Annotated in this window: 14 protein-coding genes; 9 read left to right on the top strand and 5 right to left on the bottom strand. The window is 75.1% G+C overall.

Translation table 11 applies throughout. From position 1 onward, the window contains the following. The first annotated feature begins 102 nt into the window (after window positions 1-102). The 5 genes from ACH4OA_RS26525 (at window position 103) to ACH4OA_RS26505 (ending at window position 4,495) form a co-directional block, all read left to right on the top strand. A complete protein-coding gene (locus tag ACH4OA_RS26525; RefSeq protein ID WP_397971412.1) occupies window positions 103-693 on the top strand; it encodes a helix-turn-helix domain-containing protein in 591 nt (196 codons plus the stop codon). Between the two features lie 202 nt (window positions 694-895). Next, a complete protein-coding gene (locus ACH4OA_RS26520) occupies window positions 896-1,867 on the top strand; it encodes an NADPH:quinone oxidoreductase family protein (RefSeq protein WP_365871567.1) in 972 nt (323 codons plus the stop codon). Then, window positions 1,864-3,045, top strand: a complete 1,182-nt coding sequence (locus ACH4OA_RS26515) for an acyl-CoA dehydrogenase family protein (protein WP_365871565.1) — start codon at window positions 1,864-1,866, stop codon at window positions 3,043-3,045. The genes ACH4OA_RS26520 and ACH4OA_RS26515 overlap by 4 nt, the downstream gene beginning before the upstream one ends. Beyond that, complete coding sequence (locus ACH4OA_RS26510; RefSeq protein WP_397971410.1) at window positions 3,042-4,115, top strand: acyl-CoA dehydrogenase family protein; 1,074 nt, start codon at window positions 3,042-3,044, stop codon at window positions 4,113-4,115. The genes ACH4OA_RS26515 and ACH4OA_RS26510 overlap by 4 nt, the downstream gene beginning before the upstream one ends. Before the next feature lie 185 nt (window positions 4,116-4,300). Beyond that, window positions 4,301-4,495: a hypothetical protein gene (locus tag ACH4OA_RS26505; protein WP_365871561.1), complete on the top strand. Its 195-nt coding sequence runs from the start codon at window positions 4,301-4,303 to the stop codon at window positions 4,493-4,495. 11 nt (window positions 4,496-4,506) lie between these two features. Here ACH4OA_RS26505 and ACH4OA_RS26500 read toward each other — a convergent pair whose 3' ends face one another. From ACH4OA_RS26500 to ACH4OA_RS26490, 3 genes are all read right to left on the bottom strand, one after another. After that, window positions 4,507-5,679 carry a phosphodiester glycosidase family protein gene (locus tag ACH4OA_RS26500; protein WP_397971440.1) on the bottom strand — a complete coding sequence of 391 codons (1,173 nt, stop codon included), beginning with the start codon at window positions 5,677-5,679 and terminating at the stop codon, window positions 4,507-4,509. A gap of 135 nt (window positions 5,680-5,814) precedes the next feature. Then, complete coding sequence (locus ACH4OA_RS26495) at window positions 5,815-6,183, bottom strand: DUF779 domain-containing protein (RefSeq protein ID WP_365941727.1); 369 nt, start codon at window positions 6,181-6,183, stop codon at window positions 5,815-5,817. Window positions 6,184-6,326: 143 nt separating this feature from the next. Beyond that, window positions 6,327-7,778 carry a purine-cytosine permease family protein gene (locus ACH4OA_RS26490; RefSeq protein ID WP_397971407.1) on the bottom strand — a complete coding sequence of 484 codons (1,452 nt, stop codon included), beginning with the start codon at window positions 7,776-7,778 and terminating at the stop codon, window positions 6,327-6,329. A 91-nt stretch (window positions 7,779-7,869) separates the two neighbouring features. Between ACH4OA_RS26490 and ACH4OA_RS26485 the strand changes: the two genes are divergently transcribed. Then, window positions 7,870-8,505: a TetR family transcriptional regulator C-terminal domain-containing protein gene (locus tag ACH4OA_RS26485; RefSeq protein ID WP_365882409.1), complete on the top strand. Its 636-nt coding sequence runs from the start codon at window positions 7,870-7,872 to the stop codon at window positions 8,503-8,505. A 221-nt stretch (window positions 8,506-8,726) separates the two neighbouring features. After that, complete coding sequence (locus tag ACH4OA_RS26480) at window positions 8,727-10,364, top strand: amidohydrolase (RefSeq protein WP_397971404.1); 1,638 nt, start codon at window positions 8,727-8,729, stop codon at window positions 10,362-10,364. Between the two features lie 73 nt (window positions 10,365-10,437). On the opposite strand, the gene ACH4OA_RS26475 is transcribed toward ACH4OA_RS26480, so the two are convergent. Continuing rightward, window positions 10,438-11,121 carry a DedA family protein gene (locus ACH4OA_RS26475; protein ID WP_397971437.1) on the bottom strand — a complete coding sequence of 228 codons (684 nt, stop codon included), beginning with the start codon at window positions 11,119-11,121 and terminating at the stop codon, window positions 10,438-10,440. 161 nt (window positions 11,122-11,282) lie between these two features. Beyond that, window positions 11,283-12,227, bottom strand: a complete 945-nt coding sequence (locus ACH4OA_RS26470) for a LysR family transcriptional regulator (RefSeq protein ID WP_397941523.1) — start codon at window positions 12,225-12,227, stop codon at window positions 11,283-11,285. A gap of 203 nt (window positions 12,228-12,430) precedes the next feature. Between ACH4OA_RS26470 and ACH4OA_RS26465 the strand changes: the two genes are divergently transcribed. Continuing rightward, on the top strand, window positions 12,431-13,579 hold the full coding sequence (locus ACH4OA_RS26465; RefSeq protein ID WP_397941503.1) for an MFS transporter: 1,149 nt from the start codon (window positions 12,431-12,433) through the stop codon (window positions 13,577-13,579). A gap of 420 nt (window positions 13,580-13,999) precedes the next feature. After that, complete coding sequence (gene paaN, locus ACH4OA_RS26460; RefSeq protein WP_397971434.1) at window positions 14,000-15,706, top strand: phenylacetic acid degradation protein PaaN; 1,707 nt, start codon at window positions 14,000-14,002, stop codon at window positions 15,704-15,706. The last annotated feature ends 211 nt before the right edge of the window (window positions 15,707-15,917 follow it).

Raw genomic sequence — 15,917 nt, 5'->3', positions numbered from 1 at the left:
GCCGCGGCCGGCCGCGTTCCTCCCTGCTTGGACCGCCTCCGCCCCGGCCGTCACCCGCCCTGCCGTATTGACAAACGTGTTTGCCGAACCTGCAATGCGGATATGAGTACCGACGACGTCCTCGCCGAGGTGGGGCCGCGGCTGCGGCGCCTGCGCAAGGACCGGCAGGTGACCCTGGCGGCGCTGTCCGAGGCCACCGGCATCTCCGTGAGCACCCTGTCCCGGCTGGAGTCCGGCCTGCGCAAGCCCAGCCTGGAGCTGCTGCTGCCCATCGCCCAGGCCCACCAGGTGCCGCTGGACGAGCTGGTCGGCGCCCCGCCGGTCGGCGACCCCAGGGTGCGGGCCAAACCGATCAAGCGGCACGGGCGGACGCTGTTCCCGCTGACCCGGCAGCCCGGCGGCCTCCAGGCGTACAAGGTGGTCGAGCCGCCGCGCACCGCCGAGCCCGACCCGCGCACCCACGAGGGCTACGAATGGCTGTACGTGCTGTCCGGGCGGCTCCGGCTCGTGCTCGGCCGGCACGACGTGGTGCTGTCACCGGGGGAGGCCGCCGAGTTCGACACGCGCGTGCCGCACTGGTTCGGGCCGGCGGGGGAGGGGCCGGTGGAGTTCCTGAGCCTGTTCGGGCCGCAGGGGGAGCGGATGCACGTGCGGGCCCGGCCGGCCCGCGAGGACACGGCCGACGGCACCTGAGCCGGCCGGCGCGGCGGCTGTTCCCGACCGGTGTGCCGCCGGTGTTCCCGGCCGGTGGGCGACCGCTGTTCCCAGCCGGTGTGCCCGGCCTGTGACCCACCGCTGTTCCCGATCGGCGGGCGGTCGCTGTTCCCTCACCGGCAAGCGACCGCTTAGTATGCCGTCGGACCCGGTCAGACGAAGCAGTCCCGTGGAGGCCCGCATGCAGGCATGGCAAGTGCAGGAGAACGGCGAGCCGAGCGAGGTGATGCGCCTGGTCGAGGTGGAGCGCCCCGCACCCGGTGACGGCCAGGTGCTGCTGCGGGTGCGCGCCGCCAACGTCAACTTCCCGGACGCGCTGCTGTGCCGGGGCCAGTACCAGGTGCGCCCGCCGCTGCCCTTCACGCCCGGCGTGGAGGTCTGCGGCGAGACCGAGGACGGCCGCCGGGTGATCGCCAACCCGGTGCTGCCGCACGGCGGGTTCGCCGAGTACGTCCTCGCCGACGCCCGCGCCCTGCTGCCCGCGCCCGCCTCGCTGGACGACGCGGAGGCCGCCGCCCTGCACATCGGCTACCAGACCGGCTGGTTCGGGCTGCACCGCCGCGCTCACCTCCAGGCGGGCGAGACCCTGCTCGTGCACGCCGCCGCCGGCGGCGTGGGCAGTGCCGCCGTCCAGCTCGGCAAGGCGGCCGGTGCCACCGTGATCGGTGTCGTCGGCGGCCCGGACAAGGCCGCCGTCGCCCGGGATCTCGGCTGTGACGTGGTGGTAGACCGGCACGCCGAGGACGTCGTCGCCGCCGTGAAGGAGGCCACCGGCGGCCGGGGCGCCGACGTGATCTACGACCCGGTCGGCGGCACGGCCTACGCCCAGTCCGCCAAACTGGTCGCCTTCGAGGGCCGGATCGTCGTCGTCGGCTTCGCCGGCGGCACCATTCCCAGCCCCGCCCTCAGCCACGCCCTGGTGAAGAACTACTCGATCCTCGGGCTGCACTGGGGCCTGTACAACACCAAGAACCCGAAGCTGGTCCGGCACTGCCACGAGCAGCTCACCGAGCTGGCCGCCCGGGGCGTCGTACGGCCGCTGGTGAGCGAGCGGGTGCCGTTCGCCGAGGCGCCCGGTGCGGTGCAGCGGGTCGCCGACGGGGTGACCACCGGCCGGATCGCCGTCGTCCTGGAGAACGGAGCCGCCGCATGACCGACGCCGCAGAACTGCGCCGCCGCACCCGGGAGTTGCTCGAGCTTCATCCTCCCGCCAGCACCGGCCGCCTCGACTTCCTGCGGGCCCGGTTCGACGCCGGCCTGGCCTGGGTGCACTACCCCGAGGGCCTCGGCGGACTGGGCGCCCCGCGCTCTCTCCAGGGCGTCGTGGACGCCGAGCTGGACGCGGCGGGCGCCCCCGGCAACGATCCCCGGCGCATCGGCATCGGCCTCGGCATGGCCGCGCCGACGATCCTCGCGTACGGCACACCGGAGCAGAAGCGGCGCTATCTGCGGCCCCTGTGGACCGGGGAGGAGGTCTGGTGCCAGCTGTTCAGCGAGCCCGGCGCCGGGTCCGACCTCGCCGCGCTCGGCACCCGGGCCGTCCGCGAGGGCGACACCTGGGTGGTCGACGGGCAGAAGGTGTGGACGTCCAGCGCCCACCTCGCCCGCTGGGCCATCCTCATCGCCCGCACCGACCCGGACGTGCCCAAGCACCAGGGCATCACCTACTTCGTCTGCGACATGACCGACCCGGGCGTCGAGGTCCGGCCGCTGCGCCAGATCACCGGCGAGGCCGAGTTCAACGAGGTCTTCCTCACCGGCGTCCGCATCCCCGACGACCGCCGCCTCGGCGCGGTCGGCGAGGGCTGGCGGGTCGCGCAGACCACGCTCAACAACGAACGCGTCGCCATCGGCGGCATGGCGCTGCCCCGCGAGGGAGGCATGATCGGCCCGGTCGCGCGGACCTGGCGCGAACGCCCCGAACTGCGCACCCACGAACTGCACCAGCGGCTGCTGAAGCTGTGGGTGGAGGCCGAGGTCGCCCGGTTCACCGGCGAGCGGCTGCGCCAGCAGCTCGTGGCCGGCCAGCCCGGACCCGAGGGCGCCGGCATGAAGCTGGCGTTCGCCCGCCTCAACCAGGAGATCAGCGGCCTGGAGGTCGAACTGCGCGGCGCCGAGGGCCTGTTGTACGACGACTGGACCATGCGCCGCCCGGAGCACGTCGACTTCACCGGCCGCGACGCCGGGTACCGCTATCTGCGCTCCAAGGGCAACAGCATCGAGGGCGGCACCAGCGAGGTGCTGCTGAACATCGTCGCCGAGCGCGTCCTCGGCCTGCCCGCCGAGCCGCGCACCGACAAGGACGTCGCCTGGAAGGACCTCGCCCGATGACGGACCTGCTGTACTCCGAGGAGGAGGAGGCGCTGCGCGCCGCCGTCCGCGACCTGCTCACGGACCACTGCACGGCGGCCGACGTCCTCGCCCGCGCCGAGACGGACACCCCGCACGACCGCGCCCTGTGGAAGTCGCTCGCCGAGGACATGGGCCTGGCCGGGCTGCTGGTGCCCGAGGAGCGGGGCGGCCAGGGCGCCACCCACCGCGAGGCGGCCGTCGTACTGGAGGAACTGGGCCGGGCCGTCGCCCCGGTGCCGTACCTCACCAGCGCGGTCGTGGCCACCGAGGCGCTGCTCGCCTGCGCCGACGACGACCTGCTGGCGCGGCTGGCCTCCGGGCGGACCGTCGGCGTCCTGGCGGTCGGCCTGCACACCGGCCCGGCCGCCGCGTTCCCGGCCGTACGGGTGGCGGACGGCACGCTGCACGGCGAGCTGACGGGCGTCGCGGACGCGGCCGTCGCCGACGTGCTGCTCGTCCCGGCCGACGACGGCGGCCTGTACGCCGTGGCCGCCGACGCCGTCACGGTCGTCCCGCAGACCCCCCTCGACCTGACCCGGCCGCCCGCGACCGTACGGCTGGCCGGTGCGCCCGGCCGTCGCGTCGGCGACGCGGAGCCCGCCGTACGCCGGGCCCTGCGCGCCGCCGCCGGACTGCTCGCCTCCGAGCAGCTCGGGGTCGCCGACTGGGCGCTGACCGAGACCGTCCGGTACCTGAAGGAGCGCAAGCAGTTCAACCGGCCGGTCGGCGGCTTCCAGGCGCTCAAGCACCGGCTCGCCGGGCTGTGGCTGGAGGTCGTCCACCTCCGGGCCGCCGCCCGCGCCGCCGCCGACGCGCTCGCCTCCGGTGCGGACACCGACATCACGGTGGCCGTCGCCCAGGCCTACGCCGGCCCCGTCGCCGTACACGCCACCGAGGAGGCGGTGCAGCTGCACGGCGGGACCGGCATGACCTGGGAACACCCGGCGCACCTGTATCTGAAGCGGGCCAAGGCCGACTCGATCGCCTACGGAACCGCGGGCGCCCACCGCGAGGCGCTGGCGGGACTGGTCGACCTCCAGGCACCCTGACCCGCCCCGGCTGAGGCCCGCTCCCGACCGGGGGCGGGCTCCGTCACGGCGGCACGGGCCGGGCGGTCCGCCCAAGACGCCCAAGACCACACGTTCGGCGGACACGTCAGCGACCCGGACGAACCCTCCGCTACGCCACACTTGCGGCCGAACGCCGCACACCGGGCGTGGCGGAGGAGGTTCCGATGGCCATTTCCATCTCTGTGGTGCTGCTGCTGCTGATCCTGGCCGTGATCTTCATGCGCTGCGGGGCGCTGAAGGTCTCCCACGCCCTGGTCTGCATGCTGCTCGGCTTCTGCCTGGCCGGCACCAGCATGGCGCCCACCATCCACGGCGGACTCACCGCCACCGCCGACCTGGTGAGCAGCCTGCGGCCCTGACCCGGCCTGCCTCAGCCGGCGGAGAACACGCCGATGCCGTTGGGCACTGGGCGTTCGGCCCCGCCGCTGGGATGGCTGCGCACGGTCACGGCGGCGGCGTCGTCCTCGCGGGTCACCAGCTCCGTGGAGCCGCCGCCGTCGAGGTTGAAGGCGTCGGAGGCGCCCAGCGACCGCATGACGTCCGCCTCCTCCGCGACGGTCAGTCCGCCGCGGTAGGCCGCGGCCCCGTCCAGCGCCAGGAGCAGCAGGTGCCGGCCGCCGCCCTTGATGCCCACGGCCGTGCGCACCGCCGAGGTCTCGCCGTCCAGGCCGGACAGCGGGGCGCCGCCCCGCAGGACCGGGAACCCGCCGATCGCGAACGCGTACGGCACCCCGGACGAGGCCGCCTCCCCGGTGTGCGTGACGTCCACCGGATCGCCCAGGGACAGTTCGCGCAGTCGCCGCGCGCCCTCCTCGCGGCCCACCAGGACGGTGGTGTCCGCGGGGATCGCCCCGCTGCCCGGGGCGCCGGCGGCGGAGACGACCCGGCCGCCGCGCACCGTCACCTCGTACGTGTCGTCGCTGCACGGCGCCGACCGCTGGCTGTCGGTGCCGCACACGGCGCGCATCCGGGAGGCGCTGCCCCAGCGCGCGGTGAACGCGCCGACGGAGTTCACCGGGAGCGCGTACTGGTTGAGGCCCTTCAGCGGCAGCTTCCCGTCCGGTGTGCCGACCGAGCCGACGAGGGAGAGGCGGTCCAGGCGGGCCCGCCCGTCGGTGCCCACACCGAACACGTCCCGGGTGTCGGTGCCCGGCGGCAGCGCGGGCCCGAACCGCTGGCCCTTCGGCACCGCCGCCTTGAGCAGCTGCCCGTCCGCCACGGCCGGTCCGACGGCCGCGCCGGTGGCCGGCACGCCCGGGTGCTGGGTCTCGGTGATGTGGAAGAAGTCGCCGTTCACCCCGGCGACCGCGCCGGCCGAGTCCGCCAGCCGGGAGACGGTCGCCCGGGCCGCCACCGTGCCCGGATACAGCAGGCCGACGCGGACGTGCGGGTCGGCCAGGTCCACCGTGAGCAGGTGGACGCGGGCCGTGCCCGCCGCCGCGTCGACGTCGAACTGCCGGTAGGTGACGCCCGGCGCGATCCGCCGGCCCGCCGGTGCGGCCCCGGCGGGCGCCGCGCCCGCCAGGGCCGCACCGGCCAGCACACCGACCGCCGTGACCACCGTGAGAACCGTCCTGCCCGCCGCCGAACGCCCGCGTCTGGACACCGTGCCTCCTGATGTCTCGTCAACTGTCCCCGAGTGCAAGGGCAGTGCAGCAGACTCGGGCGGCCGGCGGGACTACCCGGCGTCGACTACGCGAGAACGGGTGAGGAAACGCACTCCCTCGGGTGCCTCCAGCGAGAAGCCGCTGCCCCGTCCCGGGACGACGTCCACGATCAGCCGGGTGTGGCGCCACGCCTGGTACTGGTCGCGCGCCATCCAGAACGTGACGGGCTCCGGCACGCCCTCCACCGCCAGTTCCGCCAGCAGTACGTCCGAGCCGCCGGTGCGGAACTCGCCGTCGGGGTAGCACATCGGGGCGCTGCCGTCGCAGCAGCCGCCGGACTGGTGGAACATCAGCGGCCCGTGCTCGGCGCGCAGCCGGCGCACCAGTTCCGCGGCGCCCGGCGTGAGTGCGACGCGCGGGGTCTCCTCATCCGTTGCCATGTCACCGTCCCGGACAGCGGGTTGCCGACGATTCGCCCAGTCTGACCGACAGTCAGAAAGGCGTCCAGTGGGCGGCGTTGGGGAAAGGAGGCGGACAGGCGGTACGGCGCGGTCCTGCGGCCGGCGGACGGGTGCGGCCCGCCTCAGCCGGCGCGCACGGTGCGCCGCGCCAGCAGGGCGTAGGTCCCCGAGGCCACCACCAGGCCGGCCGGCAGGGCCAGGTCGATACCGCCCAGGGCGGCGGCCACGGGACCGGTGTAGACGCTGTCGACGCACAGCGCGGAGGCCGTCACGCCCGCCGCGAGGGCCAGCGCACCGGACCGGTTGACCCCGCCGGTGTACCAGAACGGCCCGCCCGGGGTCTCGTCGGCGAGGGCGGGCCCGTCGTAGCGGTTGCGGCGCAGCACGATGTCCGTGGCGTAGACGGCCGTACCGGGACCGAGCAGCAGCACGGTCAGCTGGAGCACGTCACCGACGGTGTCGAGGAAGTCGGAGACGAGCAGCGCGTACAGGGTGAGCGACACGGACACGGCGCCGTCCACCAGGACGCTGAGCGAGCGCCGGATCCGCAGCCCGACCGCCTGGAGGGCGAGGCCGGCGCTGTAGGCGGTCAGCGCGTTCAGCGCGATGGTGCCGAGGACCAGCGCGAGCAGGAAGACGGGACGGAACCAGCCGGGCAGCAGCCGCTGGAGGGAGGACTGCGGGTCGCCCATGCCGACGGCGGTCGCGGCACACGCGCCGAGCCCGCACACCAGCACGCCCGGCACGAAACCGCCGAGGGCCGTCCAGCCGGCCACCGCCCGCGGGGACGTGCCGCGCGGCAGGTAGCGGGAGAAGTCCGCGCTGGTGGTGTAGGAGAGCGGACCGGAGGCGATGAGGGCGACACCGGACAGCGCGGTCGCCCACGGGGCGGCGCCGGCCGGGTGCTGTCCGGGGACGTGGCCGAAGTCGGTGTGCCGCAGCACCGCCACGCCCAGCACCGCGAACACCGCCGTCAGCACGAGCGTGATCGGCGGATACAGCCGGACGATCGCGGCATGGCCGTAGACGCTGATGGCGAGCGTGACGGCGGCGATGCCCACCACGACGGTTGCCTTCACCCCGGTGTTCAGCGGCAGCCCGGTCCGGGCCGCCAGGGAGAAGGCCGCGGTCGCCGCCGCGGCCAGGTTCAGCGCGAAGTAGCACACGGAGATCAGCCAGCCGGTCACCGCGTTGTTCACCCGGTTCCCGCGCACCCCGTACAGCGCCCGGGTCACCACCTCACTCGGTGCGCCCGCCACCGGGCCCGGGACCGCCAGCAGACCGGTGAGCAGCCAGAACAGATTGCCGACGACGATCACCGCCAGCGCCTGCCACAGGTTCAGGCCCGTCAGCACCAGCGCGCCGCCCACCACCAGGCTCAGGTAGTTGACGTTGGCTGCGGCCCACACGGAGAACAGCTCGCGCGGCCGGCCCCGGCGCTCGGAGTCCGGGACGGGGTCGATGCCGTGTGTCTCGACACCGGCGGTGTGCCCCGGGGCCCCGGTCGCGGTGGTGCCGCCCTCCGCGGCCGTGGGCCGTGGGGCGGGGTGCGGGTCGGGGAGCGTGGACGCCATGGGGCCCTCCGGGAGCGGTGGGATCGGCCCGGCCGCTTGTCGGGCGCGTGACCAGTTGCTTATTGGTCGCACACTCAATAGCATCGTGGTCATGTCGTCAAGCGTTCAGCGCAAGCGGATCCGCAAGGACCCGGCCGCCCGCCGTGCGGAGATCGTCGACGCCGCCGCGGCCGTCGCCCTGGCCGAGGGCCTCGAGTGCGTCACCCTCCGCCGGATCGCCGAGGAACTCGCCGTCCGCCCCGGCCTGATCAGCCACTACTTCCCGTCCGCCGAGGAACTCGTCGCCGAGGCGTTCGGCAGCGCGGCGGCCGGGGAGCTCGACCGTCTCCTGCCGGCCGCGCGTCCCATCGGAACGCCCACCCGGCACCTGGCCCGCTTCCTCGCCCGCACCTCCGGAGAGGCGTACGACGCGATCAGCCGCCTGTGGATCAACGCCCGCCACCTCAGCCGCTACCGGCCCGTGCTGCGCGACCGGGTCGCACGGCAGGAGGCCGACTGGCGCGGCCGGCTGGAGGGCCTGGTCCGGGACGGCGTGGCCGCCGGCGAGTTCGCCACGGACGACCCGGCGGCCGTCACCGTCCAGCTCCTCGTCGTCCTCGACGGCCTGGGCGTCCACGCCAACACCGCGGTGCCCCGGCGCCCGCCCGCGGTGCTCCGCATGCCCGTCACCACCGCCGAACGGGAACTCGGCCTGCCGCCCGGCACGCTGGACGACACCGCCGGCTGACCCACGGCCCGCTGCCCGCCTCCGCGCGGCCCGCTGCCTGCCCCCGCGGTCCGCTGTGTGTCCCCTGCGGCGCCAGGGCGCGCCCGCCCTGCGCGGCCCCGGCCGCCGGCCGCCGCGCCCCCGACGGCCTCGGCGCCTGCCCGGCCCGGGTCCCCGTTGTACCTGCCGTGCCCGTCTATGCCCCGCTATGCCCTCTGTGCCCCGTGAGCGAAGGAGCCACCGTGCCCGCCGATCTCGTCCTGCTCTCCGCCCGGCTGCTCGACCCCGGCACGGGCGGTTTCCTCCCGCACACCGCGCTCGCCGCGGAACGGGGGCGGATCAGCTTCCTCGGTGACGACCGGGACGCCCGCGCCCTCGCCGGGCCCGGCACCACCGTGATCGACCTGCGCGGGGCCGTGGTCACCGCGGGGTTCACCGACGGGCATCTGCACCCGGTCTCCGGCGCCGAACGCACCCTCGGCGTCGACCTGTCCGCCTGCCACGACCTGGACGCCGTACGGGCCGCGCTGGCCACGGCGGTGCGCGAGCTGCGGCCCGGCGCCTGGCTGCGCGGCTGGGGACTGGACCCGAACGCCTTCGGCACGGCCCCCGTGTCCTACGCCGCCCTCGGTCCCGTGCTCGACGCGGTGCCCGCCCTCATCGACCTGTTCGACGCGCACTCGGCGCTGGCCAGCGAGCGGGCGCTGGAACTGGCCGGCGTCGACGGACCGCGCGCCTTCGCACAGGGCTCGGAGATCGTCTGCGACGCCGGCGGCCGGCCCACCGGACTGCTGCTGGAGGACGCCGCCTGCGAACTCGTCGAGGCGGTCGCCCCGCGGCCCGCCGAGGCCGAGATCCGTGCCCGCGCCGCCGAGGTGCTGGCCGCCATGGCCGCTTCCGGGCTCACCGGCGGGCACGCCATGGACGCCAACGGCGACAGCCTCGCCGTCTACGCCGCCCTGGAGGCCGACGGCGCCCTGCCCCTGCGGCTCAGGATCGCCCCCTGGTGCCGGCCGGAGACGGACGACGCCGCGGTCGCCGGGCTGATCGCGCTCCAGGGCACCGGCGGCGCCCTGTGGCGGGTGGACGGCGTGAAGCTGTTCATGGACGGCACCATCGACAACGGCACCGCCTGGCTGGAGACCCCCGACTGCCACGGCGCGTCCCGGCACGCCTACTGGCCCGATCCGCAGCGCTACAGCCGGGTGGTCGCCGCCCTCCACCGCGCCGGCGTGCCCACGGCCACCCACGCCATCGGCGACGCGGCGGTCCGCCATGTCCTCGACTCGGTGGAGCAGGCCCGGGCGGGCGGCGGTGACGGCGTCGGCGGTACGGGTGCCGTGCGCCACCGGGTCGAGCACATCGAGACCGTCCCGGACGACACCGTCCGCCGGTTCGCGCCGCTCGGCGTCGTCGCGTCGATGCAGCCCACTCACTGCTGTGAGTTCACGCGGGCCGACCACACCGACAACTGGTCGCGCCGGCTCGGCGAGGAGCGGGCCGGCCGCGCGTTCCGCTGCCGTGACCTGTGGGAGGCCGGGGCCCGGGTCGTCCTCGGCTCCGACTGGCCCGTCGCGCCGTACCCGCCGCTCCAGGTCATGGCCGGCGCCCGGCACCGGCGGCCCGCCGATCTCTCGCTGCCGCCGCACGGCCCCGAGCAGGCCCTCACCCCGCTCCAGGCGCTCCAGGGCATCACCGTGTCCGCCGCCTGGGCCGCGGGGGAGGAGGACCACGCCGGCCGGCTCGCCGTGGGCCACCGCGCCGACCTCACGGCGCTGGCCGACGACCCGCTGCGGGTGCCCGACACGGAGCTGGCCGGGGTGCCGGTGGTGCTGACGGCGGTGGCGGGCCGGGTCACCCACCGGGCGGCGGCGCTGTAACGGGGGCGGGCGGGTCCGGACCGTACCCGCGGGTGGGGTGCGGGCCGGGTCCACGGGCGCGGGTCGGGCCGGTTCAGCGCGCGGAGTCGCGGTCCTCCGGGCGTTCCCGCTGTTCCTGCCGTTCCTGCCGTTTTTGCCGCTCCCGGCGGGCGCGGCGGGCCTCCGGGACGAGCGGCAGCAGCGAGAGGACGACGACCAGGGTCACCAGCGGCAGCAGGTACTCGTCGATCCGCGGGACGGAGGCGCCCAGCGTGTATCCGGCCAGCACCAGGGTCTGCGTCCACAGCACCCCGCCCACCGCCTGCCACAGCGTGAAGGTCCGCGCCGGCACGCCCAGGGCCCCCGCCACCGGGTGCAGGACCGTCCGCAGCAGCGGTACGAAGCGGCCGATCACCAGTGCCTTGCCGTGGCCGTAGCGGGCCAGCAGCCGTTCGGCCCGCGCCACGGCGTCCCGCACCCGGCTGCCCGACGTACGCGCCAGCAGCGCCCGTCCGCCGTGGCGGCCGATGAGATACCCGGTCTGGCCGCCCGCCACCGCCCCGACCGCCGCGCACACCAGCACCTGCCACAGCGCCAGCCGCGGCGGCTGCTGGGCGCTGCCCGCGCACAGCACCCCGGCCGGGAACAGCAGGGTGTCACCGGGCAGGAAGAAGCCGACGACCAGCAGGCCCGACTCGGCGAAGACCACCGCCAGGACGCCCAGCGCGCCGAAGGCGGCCAGCACCGAGGCGCTGTCCATCGGGTTGACGGCTGTCACCGGCCGGCCCTCCTGGCCTTCCTCGGGGATGCTGCCCGCTCCCAGCATCACCCGCGGGGCGGCCCGCACGCCACGGCGGCCTCCCGGCGCTTCCCGCTACACCGGTGGCCCGAACCCCGCAGCACCACCCGTGAGGACCGGTGAAATCCAGGGCGCCCGGCTCAGAGGCCGAGCCGGGACAGGTCGCAGGCCATCGCGTCGGCGAAGGCGCGGACCCGGATGTTCTCGCGCTCACCGTGCCAGACCAGCCCGAGCGCGGACTCGGGCAGGCCGGTCACCGGGACGTACGCCACGTCCCGGCGGTGGTGGTACTCGGTGGTCGGGTGGCACAGCAGCATCACGCCCCGGTTCGCCGCCACCAGGGACAGCCCCTCCTGGAGCGTGCCGACCGCCGGTCCCCGCGGCACCGTCGCACCGGCCGGGGTGCGGGTGGGCGCCTGGACCTCGCGCCAGTAGTCCGGCGCCGGGGCGGCCACCCCGACGAGCGGTGAGTGGGCCAGTTCCTCGGCGTCCAGCGCGGCCCGTTCGGCGAAGGGGTGCCGCCGGGAGACGGCCAGGTACTGCTGCTGGCGGGAGAAGACCGGCCCGAGCACGAGCCCCGGCTCCCGGACCGGCAGCAGCACGACGGCGGTGTCCACCTCGTCCCGGTGCAACGGTCCGAAGGGGTCGGAGAGCGGTACCTCGGTGATCCGGATCTCGGAGCCGGGATAGCGGTCCTCGAACTCCCGCACCACGTCCATGAACCCGTACCCGGCCACGCCCTGGAAGCCGATGCGCAGCGGACCGCTGCCGCCGAGCGCCGCCGCCCGGGCGTTGTCGACGGTGGCGCGCAGGGCCGCGTAGGCGGGGCGCAGGGCGCCGAGGAACTCCTCGCCGAGCGGGGTCAGCCGCACCCGCCGGCTCGTCCGGTCCACCAGGCGCCCGCCGATGCGCTGCTCCAGGGCCCGGATCAGCTGGCTGACCCGGCCCTGCGAGACGTACAGCCGCTCGCCCGTCCGCCCGAAGTGCAGTTCTTCCGCCAGGATCAGGAAACACTCCAGCTCGCGGATCTCCACGGTGCCCGCCGCCTGCTTCGCACCGCCGGCTTCCGGCTCGATGGCAGTCATGGTCATGCCCTCCAGTGGTACGGTCCGCGCTGGTCGTAGGCACTGTCCGCGCGTCGTTCGATTAACCTGCCTCATAGAAGCATGAGAACTTCGCGCTTGTTCCGGCTTCCGCGCCAGAGTTGGCTGGGGCCATGGCAAAAGTTGACGATCCCTCCGTTCAGGCGCCCGCACCAGGGAGATCCGCACAAGGCGGGTGGCCCGCGGTGGCGGCCGTGGCGGCCGGAACGTTCACCGTGGTCACGTCGGAGATGCTGCCGGTCGGCCTGCTGACCCCGATGAGCGGCGCGCTCGGCGTGAGCGAGGGCACGGCCGGACTGACGCTCACCGTCACCGGCGTGGTCGGCGCGCTGTCCGCGCCCCTGGTCACCTCGGCGGTCGGCCGGATCGACCGGCGCGTGGTGCTCTGCTCCCTGATGCTGCTGCTGGCGGCGGCCAACGTACTGGCCGCCTGGTCACCGAACTTCGCGGTGATGATGGCGGCCCGGGTGCTGATCGGCATAGGCATGGGCGGCGTCTGGTCACTCGCCGGCGGCCTCGGGGTCCGGCTGGTTCCGGCCAAGTCCGTGGGACCGGCGACCTCCATGATCTTCAGCGGTATCGCCATCGCCTCGGTGGTGGGCGTGCCGGCCGGCGCGTACATCGGCGAACTGGCCGGCTGGCGCGAGGCGTTCCTCGCCGTCGCCGGACTGGCGCTGCTGGTGACGGTCGCCATGGCGGTGCTGCTGCCCCGGCTGCCGGCCGAGCAGGCGGTCGCGCTGGGCGGCGTGATGCGGCTGGCCGGCAATCCCCGGGTGGCCACCGGGCTGGCCGTGGTCGCCCTGCTGGTGACCGGCCACTTCGCCGCCTACACCTACGTCCGGCCGGTCCTGGAGAACGTCTCCGGCGTCCAGGACTCGCTGATCGGCGCGCTGCTGCTGGTGTACGGGATCGCCGGCATCGCGGGCAACTTCCTGGTCGGCGCCCGGGTCGGGCGGTCCGTGCGGGGCGTCCTGCTGGTGATCAGCGCGGTCCTGGCGGCCTCGGTGCTGCTCGTCCCGCTGCTCGGACTGTCCGTGGCCGGCGCCGCGATCCTGCTGGTGACGTGGGGTCTGGCCTACGGCGGTGTGTCGGTGAGCACCCAGACCTGGCTGGCGCTCGCCGCTCCCGAGGCCCGCGAGGGCGTGACCTCCCTGTTCGTGGGCGTGTTCAACGGCGCCATCGCGCTGGGCGCGTTCGTGGGCGGCCAGGTGGTCGACGGCCTCGGCACCCGGTCGGTGCTGTGGCTGGGCGGCGCGCTGGCCCTCGGCGCCCTCGCGGTGACCGCCCTCGGGCGGGTCCCGGCGCCGGCCGCGCCGGCGGCGGCCGGGGACTGAGAAGAGCTGCCGGACGGCCCACCCGGGGCGCGTCCGGCACGGTCCGGTGGTTGTTCATCCCCCGTCGGCCACCGGGCCGTACCTCCTCCTCGGGGAGTGCGCTCCCCACCTGCCGGAACCGGTCCGTTCCCGGCTCCGGTTCGTTAGATACATATGTCATATTATGGCTTGAACATTGCCATTGCATTACTACTTTTGGTGAAGTCTTGCCCAATGCTCCGCTTGTTGTGATGGGATGAGCCCCGTTCGTTTCATCGGGACGAGACACGACCACGGCGACGAGGGGCACCCCGCGCGTACGACCGCACCGGCCCGGCCGGCGGACGCGCGCCCGGCGCAGCTCCGCCCGTGTCTCGTACAGCGGGAGGAGCAAGAGTGGGAAGAGGCTTACCGGCCCCGGCCGGGGACCGGCAGCACCCGGTGGCCCTGCTGCGGACGCTGGCACACCGCCACGGGCCGACGCTCGACCGGGCCCGGCAGACCCTGCGCACCCGGGCCCACTGGTCGCCCTACCCGGAGGACACCGGCCACTACGGCCCGGACGCCGCGGCCGCCGCCCGGACCGCCCTCGCGGCCCTGCGCGGGCAGGTCTTCGACCTCGGCCAGCCGGGGCGGGACGGCCTGGTCGGACCGGCGCCCGCCGACGGCGGCGAACGCTCGCCGTACGGGCCCGAACTGGCCATCGCCTACCCGCACCACGACCCCGACGTCCTCCTCGACGCGATGCGGCGCGCCCTGCCGCGCTGGCGGGAGGCGGGCGTGACGGCACGTGCCGCCGTCTGCGCCGAGATCCTGGCCCGGCTCAACGCCGCCTCGCACGAACTGGCCCTGGCCGCCGAGCACACCAGCGGCCACAACCCTGTGATGGCCTTCCACGCCGGCGCCGTACACGCCCAGGACCGGGGACTGGAGGCCGTCGCCGAGGCCGTGGAGCAGCAGACCCGGCTGCCGGGCTCCTTCGCCTGGCGCAAACCGATGCCGGACGGCACGGAGTTCGTCCTCGACAAGACGTTCACCCTCCGGCCCCGCGGTGTCTCCCTGCTGATCGCCAACAGCGTCTTCCCGGCGTGGAACGGCTACCCCGGCCTCTTCGCCTCGCTCGCCACCGGCAACCCCGTGCTGGTCAAACCCCACCCGCGGGCCGTGCTGCCGCTCGCGCTGACCGTGCGGACCGCCCGCGAGGTGCTGAGCGAGACCGGTTTCGATCCCAACCTGGTGTGCCTGGCCCCCGAGCGGCCCGGCGAGGGGCTCGCCCGCCGCCTCGCCGTCCACCCCGACGTACGGATCGTGGACTACGCGGGCAGCACCGGCTTCGGCGACTGGCTGCGCCGCAACGCCACCCAGGCACGCGTCTTCACCAGCACCTCGGCCGTCAACAGCCTGCTCCTCGAATCCACCGACGACTACCGGGGCATGCTGGCCAACCTGGCCTTCGGACTCGCCCTCTACAGCGGCCAGCTCTGCACCAGCCCGCAGAACCTGCTGATCCCCCGCGAGGGCATCACCACCGACGAGGGTCACAAGTCCTTCGACCGGGTGGTGGCGGACCTCGGCGGAGCGCTGGCCGACCTGCTCGCGGATCCGGCCGCCGCCGTCTCCGTCCTCGGTGCCCTGATCTCGCCCGAGGTGCTGGCCCGGGTGGACAAGGCCGCGTCGGGCGCGCTCGGCGCGGTGGCCGTCGCCCCCCGCCCGGTCGTCCACCCCGACCACCCCGACGCGGTCGTCCGGACCCCGGCCGTCATCGCGCTGGACGCGGCCCGCCCCGGCGACCTGGCCACCGCGTCCGCCGAATGGCTGGGCCCCGTGTACTTCGCGGTCGCCGTCGACTCGGCCGCCGCCGGCATCGCGCTGCTGGCCCGTACCGCCCGGGAGCACGGCTCGCTCTCCGCCGGCGCCTGGACCGTCTCCCCGGAGGTCGAGGCGGCGCTCGAAGACGCCTGTGCCGAGGCCGGCGTCATGCTGTCGCTCAACCTGAAGGGCAACTGGTACATCACCCAGTCCGCCGTCTACTCCGACCTGCACGGCACGGGCCTGAACCCGGCGGCCGACGCGGTGTACTGTGACGCCGCCTTCGTCGCCGGCCGCTTCCACGCGGTGGGGGTCCGCCGCCACGGCCCCACGGGCTGAGCCCTCGTCACCGCCGCGCCGGCAGACGGCCCCCGGACACCGGCGCCCGCACCCGCACCGCACCGGGCACCCGGCCGACGCGCTTCCCGGACCGGACCCGCACCACGCAGGACACGGAGCAGGCGTCACCCGTACGGGACCGCCCGGTACCAGGCCGGTCCCGCACCCGCCCGCGCCCGGACCGGGCCGGAGCCGTACCGGACCGGCGGCA

Source organism: Streptomyces sp. NPDC017095 (assembly GCF_044332325.1).
Taxonomy (GTDB): Bacteria; Actinomycetota; Actinomycetes; order Streptomycetales; family Streptomycetaceae; genus Streptomyces.
This window is presented reverse-complemented; position numbering and strand designations above follow the sequence as displayed.

Coding starts and splice junctions, on each gene's coding strand:
- ACH4OA_RS26525 (WP_397971412.1), top strand. CDS start 103: ATGAGTACCGACGACGTCCTCGCCGAGGTGGGGCCGCGGCTGCGGCGC.
- ACH4OA_RS26520 (WP_365871567.1), top strand. CDS start 896: ATGCAGGCATGGCAAGTGCAGGAGAACGGCGAGCCGAGCGAGGTGATG.
- ACH4OA_RS26515 (WP_365871565.1), top strand. CDS start 1,864: ATGACCGACGCCGCAGAACTGCGCCGCCGCACCCGGGAGTTGCTCGAG.
- ACH4OA_RS26510 (WP_397971410.1), top strand. CDS start 3,042: ATGACGGACCTGCTGTACTCCGAGGAGGAGGAGGCGCTGCGCGCCGCC.
- ACH4OA_RS26505 (WP_365871561.1), top strand. CDS start 4,301: ATGGCCATTTCCATCTCTGTGGTGCTGCTGCTGCTGATCCTGGCCGTG.
- ACH4OA_RS26495 (WP_365941727.1), bottom strand. CDS start 6,183: ATGGCAACGGATGAGGAGACCCCGCGCGTCGCACTCACGCCGGGCGCC.
- ACH4OA_RS26490 (WP_397971407.1), bottom strand. CDS start 7,778: ATGGCGTCCACGCTCCCCGACCCGCACCCCGCCCCACGGCCCACGGCC.
- ACH4OA_RS26485 (WP_365882409.1), top strand. CDS start 7,870: ATGTCGTCAAGCGTTCAGCGCAAGCGGATCCGCAAGGACCCGGCCGCC.
- ACH4OA_RS26470 (WP_397941523.1), bottom strand. CDS start 12,227: ATGACTGCCATCGAGCCGGAAGCCGGCGGTGCGAAGCAGGCGGCGGGC.